Source organism: Bradyrhizobium sp. SZCCHNRI20481 (assembly GCF_032485055.1).
In the GTDB taxonomy this organism is placed as follows: domain Bacteria; phylum Pseudomonadota; class Alphaproteobacteria; order Rhizobiales; family Xanthobacteraceae; genus Bradyrhizobium.
Genome location: NZ_JAUEUE010000004.1, coordinates 329,659 through 345,178 on the forward strand (window position 1 = coordinate 329,659; position 15,520 = coordinate 345,178).

The window sequence follows — 15,520 nt, forward strand, 5'->3', positions numbered from 1 at the left end:
CCTTAGGTAAGCGTTTCCTCTCTCTTCCGCCGGACGGGCCGCAAGAGGGTCATCGAGTAAACGCTCGTCGACGGGGTGGCTGCATCTTGCTGTCTGTTTTCGCGCGCCAATCTGTTTCGCTCACGAGGGCGGGTTGGAAGGCTGGATGCCAATGCGGGCTGGCGGCGCTGCTGCTGCTCATCGGCGCCGGCTCGGTGCATGACGCGGCGGCGCTGAATGAAACCCACACCCTCTCCTTTCACCACACCCATTCCGGCGAGGACCTGACGGTCACCTTCAAGCGCGAGGGCCGCTATGACGAAGACGCGCTGAAGAAGCTCAATCACTTCCTCCGCGACTGGCGTACCCAGGACGAGACGGTCATGGACCGCCGCCTGTTCGACATCCTCTGGGAGGTCTATCGCGACGTCGACGCCAAGCAGCCGATCCAGATCATCTCGTCGTACCGGTCGCCCGCCACCAACTCGATGCTGCGCCGTCGCTCGGCGCATTCCGGGGTGGCGCGGCACAGCCAGCACATGCTGGGCCACGCGATGGATTTCTACATTCCGAACGTGCCGCTGGAGCAGATCCGCTTCGCCGGCCTGCGCCTGCAGCGCGGCGGCGTCGGCTTCTACCCGACTTCCGGCTCGCCCTTCGTGCACCTCGACACCGGCAACATCCGGCACTGGCCGCGGATGACGGCTGACCAGCTCGCCCGCGTGTTCCCGGACGGCAAGACCGTTCACGTGCCGAGCAACGGCGTTCCGCTCAAGGGCTATGAGCTGGCCAAGGCCGAGATCGAGAAACGTGGCAATGGCGATGACGCGTCGTCCAGCCGCCCCAACCTGTTTGCACGGCTGTTCCGCGGTCGTCCGAGCGAGGATGACGAGGAGTCTGGCGAGAGCGAGAGCAAGGCCGACGCCAAGCCGGTCCAGACTGCGGCACTCGCCGCGAAGCCGGCTGACAAGAGCTCCGACAAGGACGGCCGGACCGTCGAGCGATCGGTGGACGGCAAAGCCGCCACCACGCGCGGCAAGATCGCCAATGCCCTGCAGTTGGCCTCCGCGGATGCGCAATCTGCCGCTCAGCCCGCGGCGACCAAGCCCGAGACGAAGTCCGAAACGACAAGCGCCGTCGGCAGCAAATCCAGGGACGGCGCGCCGCAGAGCGTCGCCGACATCATCAATTCGCGCGGCTTCTGGGGTGACAATCCCGGCACGCCGAAGCAGGCCACCCCCGAGCAGGTTGCCGCGATCACGGCGCGCCGTGCGCTGTCATCGATCGATCAGCAGCAGACCGCAAGCCTGATGCAGGCCATGGCCTTCGCACCCCCGGCCTCCTCTCCGGTCGATCGCGCCAATGTCGCCTCCACGGCCCCCATCCCGGTGCGAAACTCCCGCCCGGCGCCCCGCAGCGTCGCGCCGGTGCCTGAGGCCGCCCCGGCGGCCGCGAAGAACGGCCAAGGTCAGGACGGCGCCATCACGATGGCGACGCGAATCTCGGCGGCCAAGGGTCCCGATTCGACCTGGATGCGGGCCATCATGCTGACGCCGAGCGCGTCGTCATCGATGTCCGTGACGAAAATGGGCGACGTGGACCTCACCGTGATGCGCAGCTATTTCGTCAAGCCGCAGGTCGCGCTGGCGATGAGCTTCACCGCCGAGCCGACGCCGGGACTAAGCTACGATCAGTTCACAGGGCCGGCAATCGTCAAGCTCGAAACCAAATCCTTCGCCATGCGCGCGGCAGCCTTGCGCTGACGCCGCGGCAGCCGGTTCGTCGTTCTCCTCAGCATTGACGAGCTGGGGTGCAGCGTCGATGGCCGCATGCCGCCGGCGCGAACCGGGAGAAAGCGAATCCCCCGTCAGGGGCAGCCGAGGTCTGCTCCAGGTGAGCGAGGCCGGCTGCTCAGATCATTCCGAGCGCCTGCATATAGGTCTCGAGGATGCTTTCCTCTTCCTGGCGCTCGTTCGGGTCCTGCTTGCGCAGCCGGATGATCGTGCGCAGCGCCTTGACGTCGAAGCCATTGCCCTTGCTCTCGGCGTAGACGTCCTTGATGTCTTCGGAGATCGCCTTCTTCTCCTCTTCGAGACGCTCGATCCGCTCGATGATCGACTTGAGCTGGTCTACGGCAAAGCGGGTCGCGGGCGAGTCGTCGTCCTTCGCGGCGGCGGAGGTGGCCATCTGATACTCCTGAGTGGAACTCGTGTGTCCAAGGAAGGCGCCAAAGGGCGCTACATGTTCGCCGCGACCCTCAAATCTGGCGTGCCCCGCGTCAAGGCGACATCGCCCTCATCCACAGAGCGGCCCACATCTTGTTGGCCTGCGCAGCGTGAAGCCCACGCAAGCCGGCCGCGCCACTTGTGTTTCGTCACCATCCTGCGCAGGACCCGATTCGCCTTCGAAGCCCCTGCCAAGTCTGGGCTCGCGCGCGAACGGCAGTAAAGCGCGTCTCCTGCGCGCTCGTTTAGGAATCAGTGGCCCGGATGCGCCTTCTTGAAGGCTTCGCGCTGCTCGGCGCTGGCCTCGCGCTGGTACTTCGCCTTCCATTCCTCGTAAGGCATGCCATAGACCGCCTCGCGGCTCTCGTCCTTGGTCATTGGCGCCCCCTGGGCGTCGGCGGCGTCCTTCAGCCAGTTGGAGAGGCAGTTGCGGCAGAACCCCGCCAGATTCATCAGATCGATGTTCTGAACGTCGGTTCTGGTCCGCAGATGCTCGACGAGCCGGCGAAAGGCGGCGGCTTCGAGTTCGGTCCGGGTGGTGCTGTCCATCGTCATCTCTTTGTTCCCTGTTCCGCGCCATGACGGATGTCTGCTATATAATGAGGCTTCGTCGCAGATTTGGCCATATCGCAGCGCCGTCAGGAGGAGCGAGGCGCTGGATCGCAGCGGCTTCGCACGAGATCGTCATGGCGTTGACAGCCGCAGCCAAGCCCAGCGACATCGTTCAACGGTTGATATAGCGTCGCGCAATGATCCCCAAAATCTCCTCTCTCCTGCATCGCAATCCCTTCCGCCCTGGCTACGGACTGCTTTCGCTGCTTGGGCTGGCCGCGCTCTGTCTGTCGTCCACTCCGGCGGCCGCCGATTTCCGGCTCTGCAACAACACCTCCAGCCGGGTCGGGATCGCCCTCGGCTACAAGGACGCTGAAGGCTGGACCACGGAAGGCTGGTGGAACGTGTCGTCACGCAGCTGCGAGACCCTTCTCAAGGGCACGCTGGTGGCGCGCTATTATTACATCTACGCGCTCGACTATGACCGCGGCGGTGAATGGTCGGGACAGGCCTTCATGTGCTCGCGCGACAAGGAATTCACCATCAAGGGCACCGACAATTGCCTGGCTCGCGGCTTCGACCGCACCGGCTTCTTCGAGGTCGACACCGGCGACCAGCGCGCCTGGACGGTGCAGCTCACCGAGGCCAATGAGCAGCCGGCGCAGCAGCGCGTGCCCGGAATTCCCGGTACGTTGGGACCCGGAGGCAACGTTCCAGGTCTGCCCAATGGGCCGCAAGGTGCGCCGCCGGCAGCCGCACCGGCCCTGCCGCCAGGGCAAGCACCCAAGCCATGAGGCGGCTGCGACGCATCAAGATCCTCGCGACGCTCGGCCCCGCCTCCTCGGACAGCGCGATGATTCGCAAGCTGTTCGAGGCCGGGGCCGACATATTCAGGATCAACATGAGCCACACCCCGCACGACAAGCTGCGGGAGCTGGTGACGACGATCCGCAGCGTCGAAGCGAGCTACGGCCGCCCGATCGGCATTCTGGTCGATCTCCAGGGTCCGAAGCTCAGGCTCGGCACCTTCGCCGACGGTCCGGTTCAGCTCAACAACGGCCAGAGCTTCGTGCTCGATTCCGACAAGACACCGGGCGATGCGACGCGGGTCCATCTGCCGCATCCGGAAATCCTGGCCGCCCTGCAGCCGGGACATGCGCTGCTGCTGGATGACGGCAAGGTGCGGCTGATCGCCGAGGAGACCTCGCCAACCCGCGCCGTCACCCGGGTCGTGATCGGCGGCAAGATGTCCGACCGCAAGGGCGTGAGCCTGCCGGACACCGACCTGCCGGTCTCGGCGATGACGCCGAAGGACCGCGCCGACCTCGATGCAGCCTTGAACATCGGCATCGACTGGATCGCGCTGTCCTTCGTGCAGCGCGCCGACGACGTGCTGGAAGCCAAGAAGATCATCCGCGGCCGCGCCGCCGTGATGTCGAAGATCGAGAAGCCGCAGGCGATCGACCGGCTCAACGACATCGTCGACGTCTCCGATGCTTTGATGGTGGCGCGCGGCGACCTTGGCGTCGAGCTGCCGCTGGAACGCGTGCCCGGCCTGCAGAAGCAGATGACGCGGCTGGCGCGCCGCGCCGGCAAGCCGGTGGTGGTCGCGACACAGATGCTGGAATCGATGATCCAGTCGCCGGTGCCGACGCGCGCCGAGGTCTCCGACGTCGCCACTGCGGTCTATGAAGGCGCCGACGCGATCATGCTGTCGGCCGAGTCGGCCGCCGGCAAATACCCGGTCGAGGCGGTCTCGACCATGAACCGCATTGGCGAGGAGGTCGAGCGCGACGTGGTCTATCGCTCGGTGATCGCGGCGCAGCGTCCCGAGCCGGAATCGACCGCGGGCGATGCGATCGCCGAAGCCGCACGGCGGATCGCCGAAAATCTCGATCTTCCTACGATCATCTGCTGGACCTCGTCCGGCTCCACCGCGATCCGCGTCGCGCGCGAGCGGCCGAAGCCGCCGGTGGTCGCGATCACCCCGAACCTGGCAACCGGACGCCGCCTGTCGGTCGTGTGGGGCGTGCACTGCGTGGTGGCCGAGGACGCGCGCGACCAGGACGACATGGTCGAGCGCGCGGGCTCGATTGCCTTCCGCGACGGCTTCGTCCGCGCCGGACAGCGCGTCATCATCGTCGCCGGCGTGCCGCTCGGCACACCCGGCACCACGAACATGGTGCGCATCGCCTATGTCGGGCCGTCGAGCGACGCCCATATCTGAGACGACCTATTGGGTCCTATCGATCGCGCCCAGTCCGTCCGTGGACGGGGGCTTGGCCCGCGCGATCACCGGACAGGCCTCGATGGCAATGCCGGCAGCGCCGGGGATGCGCTCGCAGCCACGCGACGCATCAATCTGGAGATCATAGTCCGCAAGCACCTCGAGCCGCGGCGGGTTGTCGGCCGGGCTCTTGGAGAAATGCAGCGCCCACACGCCTCCCGGCAGCGGATTGGCCAGGCCGTTGCGAACCCGGCGGTCCAGCACGCCGCCGGACACGATCGGCACCACGAGCTCCGACAACTGATAAACGCGCGAGCCCTGTGGCAGGAACGACGTGACGTAGCCGAGCGGCTTCTGCAGCAGCAGGAACGTCGCGGGACGTTGCAGGTCCGCCGCGAGCTGCGGCCGGTAGGGATCGGACCATGGCCGCCGCATCCAGTCGGTCGGCTGCGACGCCAGCGCGATGCCGAGCGCGGCCATCACCGCGACGGCCTGCGTCATCCGCCGCGATGGTGACGCGACCGGCCCAGCGTCTGCACGCCAAGCACCGACCAGGCGGATGAGCAGCAGCACGATCAGCGGCGCCGACAACAGCTCGAGCGGCATCAGATAGCGCTGGATCGAGAAGGCCAGCATCCACAGGACGTAGCTGAGCCAGAAGAAGATCAGGAGGCGCCGGTCTGGCAGCGGCAGCACCTCGCGCCGCTGCCACAGGCCGGTGACGATCAGCGCGATGAGCAGCACGATCACGACGGCGAAACGCGGATCGCGGAACGGCCATTCCGACGAGGGATGCTTGCCGATCAGCCAGTAGAACGGATAGGCGAGCGCATCGAGCAGTCCCTGCGGCATGAAGCGCGTATCGACGATCGAGGCCTGCGGCGCTTCGGGCGAGCGGAAGATCGTGTTGTAGAATGGAAACAGCGGGCTGCCGTAGTCGCGCGCCATCTTCAATGCCCACGGCCCCGCGGTCACGATCACGCCGGCCGAACTGCCCGCGCCGAATGCGACGATCGCGCGCCACGGCCGCGCCACCAGGAGCAGCGAGACGCCGGCTCCGACCAGAAACGTCGCATTGGTGAGCTTCAGTCCCGTGGCCGCGCCGATCAGCAGGCCAGCGGCGACCAAACGTCGGCCGCGCTCATCGTCCTCCCCGAAGATCAGCGCGATGCCGGCGAGGATCGGAATGGTCGTGAGAATGTCGGCGAAGCTGGTGCCGACCTCGGACAGCGCCATCGGACTGAGGGCGGCGATGATGAGCGCGGCGCTGAGCGTGAACGCGTCAGCCGCGCGCCGGAGCAGCGCGCGCGCAACCCAATAGACCAGCGCGAGATTGAGGCCGTGCAGCGCGCCCAGCGCGACGCCCCACCACGGCGCATCGAGCCCGTGGCGGACCGCGTAAGGCAGCAGGTAGATCAGCGGATTGAGGAAGCTCTGAAAGCCGCCAGGCGCGACGTCGATGTCGAAGCGGCCATGCAGCAGCGCGAAGCCGGCATAGTCGTGATAGTTCTGCCAGTCCCAGTTGATGTCCTCGCCGGCGAGATATGCATAGACAGCGCCGGCGGCGGCCGATCCGGCGATGACGAGGCGCGTCGCCAGAGGGTTGCGTGCAATCGACATCGTCTGAGGAGGCACCTGGAGTGGGGCAAGGCGGTGCTCTCGCGGCACGCCAGCCTCACCATCGCCGCGACGGGTGAATCCTTGCTTAAGCGCGGCCTTGCGTCCGAAGGGTAAGGCATGGTGGCGCTGACTACGCGCCGACCAGGCTCCTGACCGGCAGCACGGCCTGCACGACGAGACCGCGCGCACGCGCATCCATGACGCCGACCGCGCGCAGCGCCAGCAGGGTGACCGCCTGAACGGTGTCGCGGAGCTTGGCAGGGTCGTCGGGATTCTCGGTCGCCAGCGGCCCCACCAGCGCCTCGTGCAGCGCGCCGAGCAGCGCGGTCGCGGCCAACTGGGTGTCCTGCGCCGGAAGGTGGCCGGCACGGACGGCCGCGTCGATCCGTGAGGCGATCTCGCCGACGATCTCGCGGCGGCTCGCGATCCGTGACGCCGTCACGTCGACGTCGACGGGCTCGGCCAGGATGCCCCAGGCGAGCTTGCGCTGCGACAGGATGTGCACCGCGACCGTGGACACCGCGGCAGCCAGCGCCGAGGATGGACCGGGCGCGGCATCGGCGGCGCGCCGGACGGCGGCGAGCTCATCGCGCGAGACTTCCGCGATCAGCTCCGAGATCAGATCCGCCTTGGAGGGAAAGTAGCGATAGACGGTGCCGGCTGCGACATTGGCCCGGATCGCCACCGGGGCGATCTGGACGGCAGACATGCCGCCTTCCGCGGCGGTTTCGCGGGCGGCAGCCAGGATCGCGCTGCGGCGGGCCGCCAGCCGCTTCACGACCTGATGGGTTCGCCGATAGACCATGGCGTTTCTCGTCCCGGACGCGCTCGTCCAGGGCACCCGGCGAACGCTGGTTCAGTGTTTTTGGAGGATCGACCTCACAAATGGCTGGGAAGAACTGAACACCTGTTCACGAAGGAAGACAAGGGAAATCATGACCCTGCCCGGCCCCAACCGGTGTGTCAGGCGCTCGCGAGCGCCGCCGCGGCGGGCGCCGGCTGCCGACGCCACCACGAGCCGGCGCGCGCCAGCACCAGGCCGGCCAGGATCAGATTGGCCGCAAGCCCGAGCGGAATCCCGGACAGCATGAACGTGATCTGAAGCGCCGCGATGCCGCCGAGCGCGGGCAGCTCGTAGCGGCGAAAGCCGTCGGCGAGGCCGATCCGCACCAGCCATGCCACCGCGATGGCCTGAACCATCATGTCGTACATGAACAAATAGGGCGTCGTCAGCAGCAGCCCGACGGCCAGCGCCGCCGCCTTCAGCGCGTAGCGCACCGGGCTGCGCCACAGCGTCACCAGCACGACCGCAACGGCTGCGGTCAGCACCCATTGGAAGGTCCAGCCGAGCGCTTCCGAGCCGCCGAAATAGCGCACGAGCGAAAACAGGCTCTGCAGCTTCCACCAGGTCGCCTTGCCCTCGGTCAGGAACGCCTGCGAGAACATCGGCAGCCAATGCAAGAAGGCCTGCCAGCTCTCCGGCCCGAAGGCGAGCCATGACAGCAGCGCCAGAACGATGCCGGTGACGCTCGCAGAGACGAAGGCTGTCCAGCGCTGGGTGGCGATCAGCACGATCGGGAAGAGCAGGCCATATTGCGGCTTGTAGGTCAGGAGCCCGAGACAGATCCCCGCCAGCACCGGCCGCACCGGCAGCAGATAGAGCGTGCCGCCGACGAGCGCGGCGGTGAGGCATCCGTTCTGCCCGACCAGCGCGTTCGAGAACAGGGCCGGAAAGCCGGCTGCGAGCAGCAGGCCGAAGCCGCGGCCGACGATCGCGCGCATCGCGAGCGCATAGGGAACAAAGCTGGCATAGACCCAGCCGACGAAGGCGAGCGTGTAGGGAAACTGCGCCAGGAACGCTGCGACGAACAGGAACGGCGGCGGATAGTGCCAGGCAAAGTAGCCCGGGAAATCCTGCCGCAGCAGGTCGAGCTCGACCTGGCGCTGCACGTCCCAGTCCCAGGCCAGCGCCGGATGTCCCTGCAGCGCCAGCTTGCCGGCCGCCCAGACATTAACGAAATCGGTGGGAATGCCGAGACCCGCCTGGTCCCAGATCCAGGTGCCCGACCACAGCCCGGCCGGGAAGAACGAGGCGTTGATGCAGGCGAGCGCGAAGCAGGCCGCGAACAGGCCGAGCGGAACGTCACGACGCTGCGATGGGATCGCGGCGGCATCAGGATTGTCAGCCATCTGGACCTCGCCCCGCGCCTGCATGGGCGCCTCCCGATCGAGACATAGGCGGGGACGCTTGAAGAAGGCTTAAGCGTGGGCGACGGCGCGCGACCGCCGGCGCCGCACCGATTGTTTACGCGCGATCTGTATCGCAGGGGTCCGAATGCAACCAACGGCGGCAGGCCGGGGAGATCCCATGTTCGTTTATCGCGCTCTCATCGCGCTGCTCGTTTGCGCCCCTTGGCCGGCCGCAAGCCGCGCCCAGGACAAGGGTCCGGTCCGCGTCTCCTCCGACGTCAGCTATGAGTATCTGGCCCGCTGGGACGTCGCCCGGCTGAACACCATCCTCACCGTCGACACGCCGAAATTCGCGGGCGTTTCGGTGACCTACACCCCGGCCCGCAACGCCGTGCGACTCTATCGCGTCACCTATGCGTCCGTCGTCCCCGAGCGCGGCAACAAGCCGATCACGGCGAGCGGCCTGCTCGCGGTGCCCGAGACCGGCGAGACCAGCCTGCCGATGGTGTCCTATCAGCACGGCACGGTGTACGGAAAGCAGGAGGTGCCGTCGTTTCCGGAGCAGTCGCCCGAGACGCAGCTGATGATCGCGCAGTTCGCAGGACAAGGCTATCTGCTGATCGGCGCCGACTATTTCGGAATGGGCATCTCGACCGAGCCGGAAGGCTACATGGTGAAGGCCAGCCATCAGCAGGCCACCTACGACATGCTGCGGGCGAGCCGCGCCGTGCTCGACCAGATGAAGCTGACGAGCGCCAGGCTCGACATCGCCGGCTGGTCGCAAGGCGGCTTCGTGACCATGGCCTTTCTCGAGAAGCTCGAAAGCGCCGGCGTGCAGGTCGCGGCAGCGGCGACGGCGAGCGCGCCGGTCGATGTGTTCGTCGCGCTGAACGGCTTCCTGAACTTCCCGCGCAAGAACGACGCCGCCTGGGTCAATTCGCTGTTCATCCTGTCGGCGTTCGCGTTCGAGAACTACTATGCGGTGCCGGGGCTGGCGCGCTCGGTGATCAGCGACACCTATTACGACGTCGCCCGCAAGGCCTATGAGCGCGAGCCCTTCAACGTCGCCGACGTTCCGACCGATCTGCACGAGCTGCTCAAGCCCGACTATTTCGATGCGCAGTATTTCGCGGCGTCGGCCTACGGCCGCCTGGTCGCGCAGACGCAAGCCTATCGCTGGATCATCAAGACGCCGGTGCGCAACTATTACGGCGAGACCGACGAGGCAATCTCGACCGGTCTCGGCCGGCTGGCGATGACCTATCAGCAGGCGATCGGCGCCGGCAACAGCAAGGTCGAGGCGGTGTCGACGGGACCAACCAGCCATCGCGGCACGTTCGCCACCGCCGTCCCGCAGTGGAAGGCCTGGTTCGACAAGCCGTGATGCGCGCGGCGCCGCTGGATGCGGTCCGCGGCGCGGCACCCCGTCAACGAAAGACGTGACAAACAGAACGCGCGCCCACCGCGCGCGAATCGGACTGCCGCCGGCACGACTCCAAACAAACGAAAAGCCCGGCTGTAAGCCGGGCCTGTCGTCTCTCTCGATCTTCCGGATCAGATAGGCTGACCCGTCGGAAGTCCGTTGCATATCAACCCTGGCTCACGCCTGGGGCTGCGGCTCCAGGCCTGGATCGGGCCGCGGCCGCGGCTTGCCGGCCGGCGGCACGGCCGACGCGCGCGGCGTCGACGGCTCGATCGCCGATTCGCGGTTCGGCTTCTTGCCCTTCAGGAGGTCGTTGATCTCCTCGCCGGTCAGCGTCTCGTATTCGAGCAGCGCCTGGGCGATCGCTTCCCAGTCGTCGCGCTTCTCGGTGATGATGCGGCGCGCCTCCTGCTCGCCGGCCTCGATCAGGCCGCGAATTTCGGAGTCGATCAGGCGGGCGGTATCGTCGGAGATGTTGGTCGAGCGCGCCACCGAATGACCCAGGAAGACCTCCTGCTCATTGCTCTGGTAGCGCACGCGGCCGAGCTTGTCCGACATGCCCCATTCCATGACCATCGCGCGGGCGAGGTTGGTGGCCTGCTGGATGTCGCCGGTGGCGCCATTGGTCACCTTCTCCGCACCGAACTTCTGCACCTCGGCCTCGCGGCCGCCGAACATCATCGCGAGCTTCGAGACGCACCACTCACGCGTATGCGAGTGACGGTCGGCCTCGGGCAGCGACTGCACCATGCCGAGCGCGCGGCCGCGCGGAATGATGGTGGCCTTGTGGATCGGGTCGTGGCTCGGGACGTTGAGGCCGACGATCGCATGTCCCGCCTCGTGATAGGCGGTCAGCATCTTCTCTTCCTCGGTCATCACCATCGAGCGGCGCTCGGCGCCCATCAGCACCTTGTCCTTGGCCTCCTCGAACTCGGACTGCGTTACCATCCGCTTGTTGCGACGAGCGGCGGTCAGAGCAGCCTCGTTGACGAGGTTCATCAGGTCGGCGCCGGAGAAGCCGGGCGTGCCGCGGGCGATGGTCTTGAGGTTGACGTCCGGCGCCAGCGGCACCTTGCGGACATGAACCTTGAGGATCTGCTCGCGGCCGATGATGTCCGGGTTCGAGACCACGACCTGGCGGTCGAAGCGGCCGGGACGCATCAGGGCAGGATCGAGCACGTCGGGCCGGTTGGTGGCTGCGATCAGGATCACGCCCTCGTTGGCCTCGAAGCCGTCCATCTCGACCAGCAACTGATTGAGGGTCTGCTCGCGCTCGTCATTGCCGCCGCCGAGACCGGCGCCGCGATGGCGACCGACGGCGTCGATTTCGTCGATGAAGATGATGCAGGGCGCGTTCTTCTTGGCCTGCTCGAACATGTCGCGGACGCGGCTGGCGCCGACGCCGACGAACATCTCGACGAAGTCAGAACCCGAAATGGTGAAGAACGGCACGTTGGCTTCGCCGGCCACCGCACGCGCGATCAGCGTCTTGCCGGTGCCGGGAGGGCCGACCAGCAGCACGCCGCGCGGAATGCGGCCGCCGAGCCGCTGGAATTTGCCGGGATCGCGCAGGAATTCGACGATCTCCTGCAGGTCCTGCTTGGCCTCATCGACGCCGGCGACGTCCTCGAACGTCACCCGGCCATGCGCCTCGGTCAGCATCTTGGCGCGCGACTTGCCGAAGCCCATCGCCTTGCCGGCGCCGCCCTGCATCTGCCGGGAGAGGAAGATCCAGACGCCGATCAGCGCGATGAAGGGCAGCCACGACACCAGCAGCGACACGAACCACGGCACGTTGTCGCCGGGCGGCTTGGCCTGGATGTTGACCTTGGCGTCGTACAGGCGCTTCACGAGGTTCGGATCGCTCGGCGCGTAGGTCTGGAACGACGAGCCGTTCTTGAAGGTGCCGTGAATCTCCGGCCCCTGGATCACGACGTCGCGCACATTGCCCTGATCGACCTCGGTCAACAACTGCGAGAAGTTGATGTCGGTCGACGACGCGCGTTGCCCCGGGTTCTGGAAGAGTGTGAACAGCGCCAACAGCAACAGGACAATAATGACCCAAAGGGCGAAATTGCGCAGATTGGCGTTCATCGATTTTCCTTCGTGGTCGCGCGGATCGCGGCCGTTCGTCCTCGGACTCATCCCTGGGTAGCCACGAGGGAATCCCCCGGTCGACCGTCTCGTAATCTAGGTACCACTCGCGGCAATGCCAAGGGAACTAGAAAGGACTATTTATCGCATCCTAGCCCGATTCCCGCTCAAAAAATGGCGCGGGAAACCGCTGCCAGGGCCGGTGGTTAAGGGTCCGCGAAAGCGACGAGCCGCTTCAAGTCGCGCCCGACCGCCGCGGCGGCGCGGGCGTGATGCGGATCGCGCCTCGCGTCATGCTTACCAGTGCACCAGCCAGGGTCTGTTTTAGCCAGCCCGGAGCAGACGTACCACCATCTGAGTTCCCCGCAAGAGTCCGGTCCAGTCGCGCCAGCAGCGCCTCGGCCTTGCCGAGTTCCACGGGACCTTCAGTGCCAATGCGATTGATGGCGCGCATCAGCAGCCTCAGTTTGATTTCTGCCGGGAGTGCGACAAAGGCGCGCGCCTCGAAGGTCTCGCCGTGATCCGCCTGTCCGGGCCCGGTGCCGGCCGCTCGCAATGCGAGATAGCGTTCGGCGCCATCCGCCATCAATTCGATCGCGGCATTGGCCCGTCCGAGCCGGTCGGCCAGCGTCGCCAGCGTCCGGGCATCACCGCCCTCGGCGGCCAGAGCCGGCATCAGAGCGCGCAGCCGCGGCCGGGTGAAGGCGAAATCTTGATTGGTCGGATCATCTGCGAAGGGGATCCCGGCCGAGCGCAGCGTCGCCACCAGCCTGGCCTTGGCAACGTCGAGCAGAGGCCGCGCCAGCAACAGCCCTTCACGCTCGCTGAGCGGTGCCATCGCCGCGAGCCCCGCAATGCCGCTGCCACGCAAGAGCCGCATCAGCACGGTCTCGGCCTGGTCGTCACGGGTGTGGGCGGTGACGACGTGTCCGGCGCCCGCCTGCCGCGCCGCGCGCGCCAGCAGGCGGTATCTTGCCAGGCGCGCCGCTTCGGGAATCCCGGTGTCCGGCTTCTCATCGTTCCAGCGCAAGGTCCGATGTGGAATTGCGAGCCGCCGCGCGGTCTCCTTCACCATGCGGGCTTCACGGGCGGAGTCGCGCCGCAGAGCATGGTCGACCGTCACAGCCACAAGGCGCGGCCCCTGCGCAAGCCCCGCGCGCCACCGCGCCGCGAGCCACATCAGAGCCATCGAATCCGGACCGCCCGATACGGCGAGCACCAGCACGGGCGCCGCCGAAAGCGGCGCGAACAGGCGCTCCGCTTCGGCGGCGGAGATCGCAAGATCATCTTCGGAACCGGCCTTCGACATGGCGCCGCAGCCTACCCGCCCCGTCGGTCGTAAGCGAGAGGCCTACCCTCGCCCGGGGACGTTCAGCACTTCACCCGCTTCTGCTCGCGATCGACCGTCGCCTTCACGCCCGCCGACGCGCGCGGATATTTGCGCGTCACTTCGCCGAACGCGGCGCAGGCCGCCTCCTTCTCCTTCAGCGCGGCCAGCGACTGGCCGAGCCGGAGCAGCGCATCCGCCGCCTTGCCCGACTTCTCGTATTTCGTCGTCACGGCGAGGAAGACCTCGGCTGCATCGCGATATTGCTGACGCTGGTAGAAGCTCTCGCCGAGCCAATATTGCGCGTCGCCGACCATCGGATCGTTCGGATATTTCTGGGTGAAGTTGCGCATCGTCTGCTCGGCCAGCGCGTAGTCGCGGCGCTGCATGTAGCCAATGCCGAGGTCGTATTCGTCGCGCGGCGTCTGCCGCGGCGGCGCGGTCTCCAGTCCGCCAGCGCCGGGAGCGGCGGCCGGCGGCGCACCCTGGGGATAGCGACCGCCCGTGGCATTCGCGAGATTCGAGGGATCGCCGACGGGCCGACCAGCAGGCTGGCCGCCACCCGGCTGGATCGGCAACTGGCCGCCGCCGAGCGCTTGCGGGGCGCCGGGAGCCGTCGGATTCTGGCTCGGATCGAACGCATCGCCGCGGCGGCCCCGGCCAGGGGCCGCGGGCTCCTGGACGATTTGCACCGGCGCGCCGGCCTGCGGCTGCGCATAGCCCGGCTGCTGCTGGGGAGAGGCCTGTTGCGGCTGGCCGTACTGCTGCTGGCCATATTGCTGCTGCCCGTAGGCCGGCTGTGGAGGCTGGCCGTAGGCGGGATTGGCCTGCGCCGGCGCGGCCGCGCTCGGCTGCGCCGCGGGGGCGCCGCCGGGCGCTGCGCTCTGCAGTTGCCGCAGCCGCTCCTCGAGCTGGCGATTGCGATATTGCAGCTCCTCGTTCTGACCGGTCAGTTGCCGGAGCTGATTTTCGAGCCGCTGAATCCGGATCTCGGGATCATCGTCGGTCTGGGCGAGCGCCCGCGACGAAAATGCCTGGCACGAGAAAACGACGAGCGCTGCGAGGATCGCGGCGGCGCTCCGTGGAAGAAACATGAATGACATGCTGCCCTGACGACCGGATCGGCGAGACATTGAAAACAGGCCTGTGAGCGAGGCTGTAAAGCAGAAATGCGATAGAGACAAATGACGTTCAAGCGAAGACAAGATCAAGCCCGACAAGACCCGCCGATCACATACAATGAAGCCGGCGTCGATGGGCGACGCCGGCTTCATCAGCAACGGATTCGTTCAGCTTTATGAACTGGCGTTCAGGACCGTCACCGCACGGCGGTTCTGCGACCAGCACGAGATATCGTTACAAACCGCCACCGGCCGCTCCTTGCCGTAGGAGATCGTGCGCATGCGGCCCTGGTCGATGCCGCGCGACACCAGGAAGTTGCGGACCGACTGCGCGCGCCGCGCGCCCAGCGCGATGTTGTACTCGCGGGTGCCGCGCTCGTCGGCATGGCCCTCGATCGTGAAGGAGTAGCGCGGATAGCTCTGCAGCCACTGCGCCTGCTTCTCCAAGGTCGCGATCGCCTGCGGCGTGAGATCGGTCTGATCGCTCTCGAAGAAGACGCGATCGCCGACATTCACGACGAAGTCCTGCTGGCTGCCTGGAGTCGCAGCGCTGGCCATCGCCCCGTCGGCCCCGGTGAGATTCTTGTTGGCGCAGGCGCCCATCGACAGCGCCACGGCCAGCACGGCGGCCAACTTCAATCCCTGGAGGATACGCATCTGATATTTCATTCCCGGAGCCTCCACGCTCACGTTCTTAGACTGCCATCCGGTCTACAGGGCGATGGTTAAGCGAACGTTCCGTCAACCTTGATGGGGTCTTGC

At 66.9% G+C, this 15,520-nt stretch carries 13 protein-coding genes; 4 read left to right on the forward strand and 9 right to left on the reverse strand.

Annotated elements, in window-relative coordinates:
• The first annotated feature begins 86 nt into the window (after window positions 1–86).
• On the forward strand, window positions 87–1,742 hold the full coding sequence (locus QX132_RS08335) for a DUF882 domain-containing protein (RefSeq protein ID WP_316160713.1): 1,656 nt from the start codon (window positions 87–89) through the stop codon (window positions 1,740–1,742).
• Between the two features lie 148 nt (window positions 1,743–1,890).
• Here the strand turns inward: QX132_RS08335 and QX132_RS08340 are convergent, their stop codons facing one another.
• The gene (locus QX132_RS08340) at window positions 1,891–2,166 is read right to left on the reverse strand and encodes a DUF2312 domain-containing protein (RefSeq protein WP_008961835.1); all 276 of its coding nucleotides are present in this window, start codon (window positions 2,164–2,166) and stop codon (window positions 1,891–1,893) included.
• Between the two features lie 290 nt (window positions 2,167–2,456).
• On the reverse strand, window positions 2,457–2,753 hold the full coding sequence (locus tag QX132_RS08345; RefSeq protein ID WP_315736329.1) for a DUF1244 domain-containing protein: 297 nt from the start codon (window positions 2,751–2,753) through the stop codon (window positions 2,457–2,459).
• A 200-nt stretch (window positions 2,754–2,953) separates the two neighbouring features.
• Here QX132_RS08345 and QX132_RS08350 point away from each other — a divergent pair, with 200 nt between their 5' ends.
• Both QX132_RS08350 and pyk read left to right on the forward strand, forming a co-directional pair.
• Window positions 2,954–3,550, forward strand: coding sequence for a DUF1036 domain-containing protein (locus QX132_RS08350; protein WP_315736328.1), 597 nt, complete (start codon window positions 2,954–2,956; stop codon window positions 3,548–3,550).
• Complete coding sequence (gene pyk / locus QX132_RS08355) at window positions 3,547–4,983, forward strand: pyruvate kinase (protein ID WP_315736327.1); 1,437 nt, start codon at window positions 3,547–3,549, stop codon at window positions 4,981–4,983. Before QX132_RS08350 ends, pyk begins: the two co-directional genes overlap by 4 nt.
• Window positions 4,984–4,989: 6 nt before the next feature.
• On the opposite strand, the gene QX132_RS08360 is transcribed toward pyk, so the two are convergent.
• From QX132_RS08360 to QX132_RS08370, 3 genes are all read right to left on the reverse strand, one after another.
• On the reverse strand, window positions 4,990–6,603 hold the full coding sequence (locus tag QX132_RS08360; protein ID WP_316160714.1) for a glycosyltransferase family 87 protein: 1,614 nt from the start codon (window positions 6,601–6,603) through the stop codon (window positions 4,990–4,992).
• Between the two features lie 130 nt (window positions 6,604–6,733).
• Window positions 6,734–7,408 (reverse strand): helix-turn-helix domain-containing protein, encoded by a 675-nt coding sequence (locus QX132_RS08365; protein ID WP_315717573.1) that lies wholly within the window; start codon window positions 7,406–7,408, stop codon window positions 6,734–6,736.
• A 158-nt stretch (window positions 7,409–7,566) separates the two neighbouring features.
• Complete coding sequence (locus tag QX132_RS08370; RefSeq protein WP_315777756.1) at window positions 7,567–8,793, reverse strand: glycosyltransferase family 87 protein; 1,227 nt, start codon at window positions 8,791–8,793, stop codon at window positions 7,567–7,569.
• A 178-nt stretch (window positions 8,794–8,971) separates the two neighbouring features.
• On the opposite strand from QX132_RS08370, the gene QX132_RS08375 reads away from it, so the two are divergent.
• Complete coding sequence (locus tag QX132_RS08375; protein WP_316160715.1) at window positions 8,972–10,177, forward strand: alpha/beta hydrolase family protein; 1,206 nt, start codon at window positions 8,972–8,974, stop codon at window positions 10,175–10,177.
• A gap of 216 nt (window positions 10,178–10,393) precedes the next feature.
• Here QX132_RS08375 and ftsH read toward each other — a convergent pair whose 3' ends face one another.
• The 4 genes from ftsH to pal form a co-directional block, all read right to left on the reverse strand.
• Complete coding sequence (gene ftsH, locus QX132_RS08380; protein ID WP_315736322.1) at window positions 10,394–12,310, reverse strand: ATP-dependent zinc metalloprotease FtsH; 1,917 nt, start codon at window positions 12,308–12,310, stop codon at window positions 10,394–10,396.
• Between the two features lie 235 nt (window positions 12,311–12,545).
• On the reverse strand, window positions 12,546–13,619 hold the full coding sequence (tilS, locus tag QX132_RS08385) for a tRNA lysidine(34) synthetase TilS (protein ID WP_316160717.1): 1,074 nt from the start codon (window positions 13,617–13,619) through the stop codon (window positions 12,546–12,548).
• A 62-nt stretch (window positions 13,620–13,681) separates the two neighbouring features.
• A complete protein-coding gene (ybgF, locus tag QX132_RS08390; protein ID WP_315736320.1) occupies window positions 13,682–14,731 on the reverse strand; it encodes a tol-pal system protein YbgF in 1,050 nt (349 codons plus the stop codon).
• 201 nt (window positions 14,732–14,932) lie between these two features.
• Window positions 14,933–15,427: a peptidoglycan-associated lipoprotein Pal gene (pal, locus tag QX132_RS08395; RefSeq protein WP_315736319.1), complete on the reverse strand. Its 495-nt coding sequence runs from the start codon at window positions 15,425–15,427 to the stop codon at window positions 14,933–14,935.
• Window positions 15,428–15,520 lie beyond the last annotated feature (93 nt).

Coding starts and splice junctions, on each gene's coding strand:
- QX132_RS08340 (WP_008961835.1), bottom strand. CDS start 2,166: ATGGCCACCTCCGCCGCCGCGAAGGACGACGACTCGCCCGCGACCCGC.
- QX132_RS08345 (WP_315736329.1), bottom strand. CDS start 2,753: ATGGACAGCACCACCCGGACCGAACTCGAAGCCGCCGCCTTTCGCCGG.
- QX132_RS08350 (WP_315736328.1), top strand. CDS start 2,954: ATGATCCCCAAAATCTCCTCTCTCCTGCATCGCAATCCCTTCCGCCCT.
- pyk (WP_315736327.1), top strand. CDS start 3,547: ATGAGGCGGCTGCGACGCATCAAGATCCTCGCGACGCTCGGCCCCGCC.
- QX132_RS08360 (WP_316160714.1), bottom strand. CDS start 6,603: ATGTCGATTGCACGCAACCCTCTGGCGACGCGCCTCGTCATCGCCGGA.
- QX132_RS08365 (WP_315717573.1), bottom strand. CDS start 7,408: ATGGTCTATCGGCGAACCCATCAGGTCGTGAAGCGGCTGGCGGCCCGC.
- QX132_RS08370 (WP_315777756.1), bottom strand. CDS start 8,793: ATGGCTGACAATCCTGATGCCGCCGCGATCCCATCGCAGCGTCGTGAC.
- QX132_RS08375 (WP_316160715.1), top strand. CDS start 8,972: ATGTTCGTTTATCGCGCTCTCATCGCGCTGCTCGTTTGCGCCCCTTGG.
- ftsH (WP_315736322.1), bottom strand. CDS start 12,310: ATGAACGCCAATCTGCGCAATTTCGCCCTTTGGGTCATTATTGTCCTG.
- tilS (WP_316160717.1), bottom strand. CDS start 13,619: ATGTCGAAGGCCGGTTCCGAAGATGATCTTGCGATCTCCGCCGCCGAA.
- ybgF (WP_315736320.1), bottom strand. CDS start 14,731: ATGTTTCTTCCACGGAGCGCCGCCGCGATCCTCGCAGCGCTCGTCGTT.
- pal (WP_315736319.1), bottom strand. CDS start 15,427: ATGAAATATCAGATGCGTATCCTCCAGGGATTGAAGTTGGCCGCCGTG.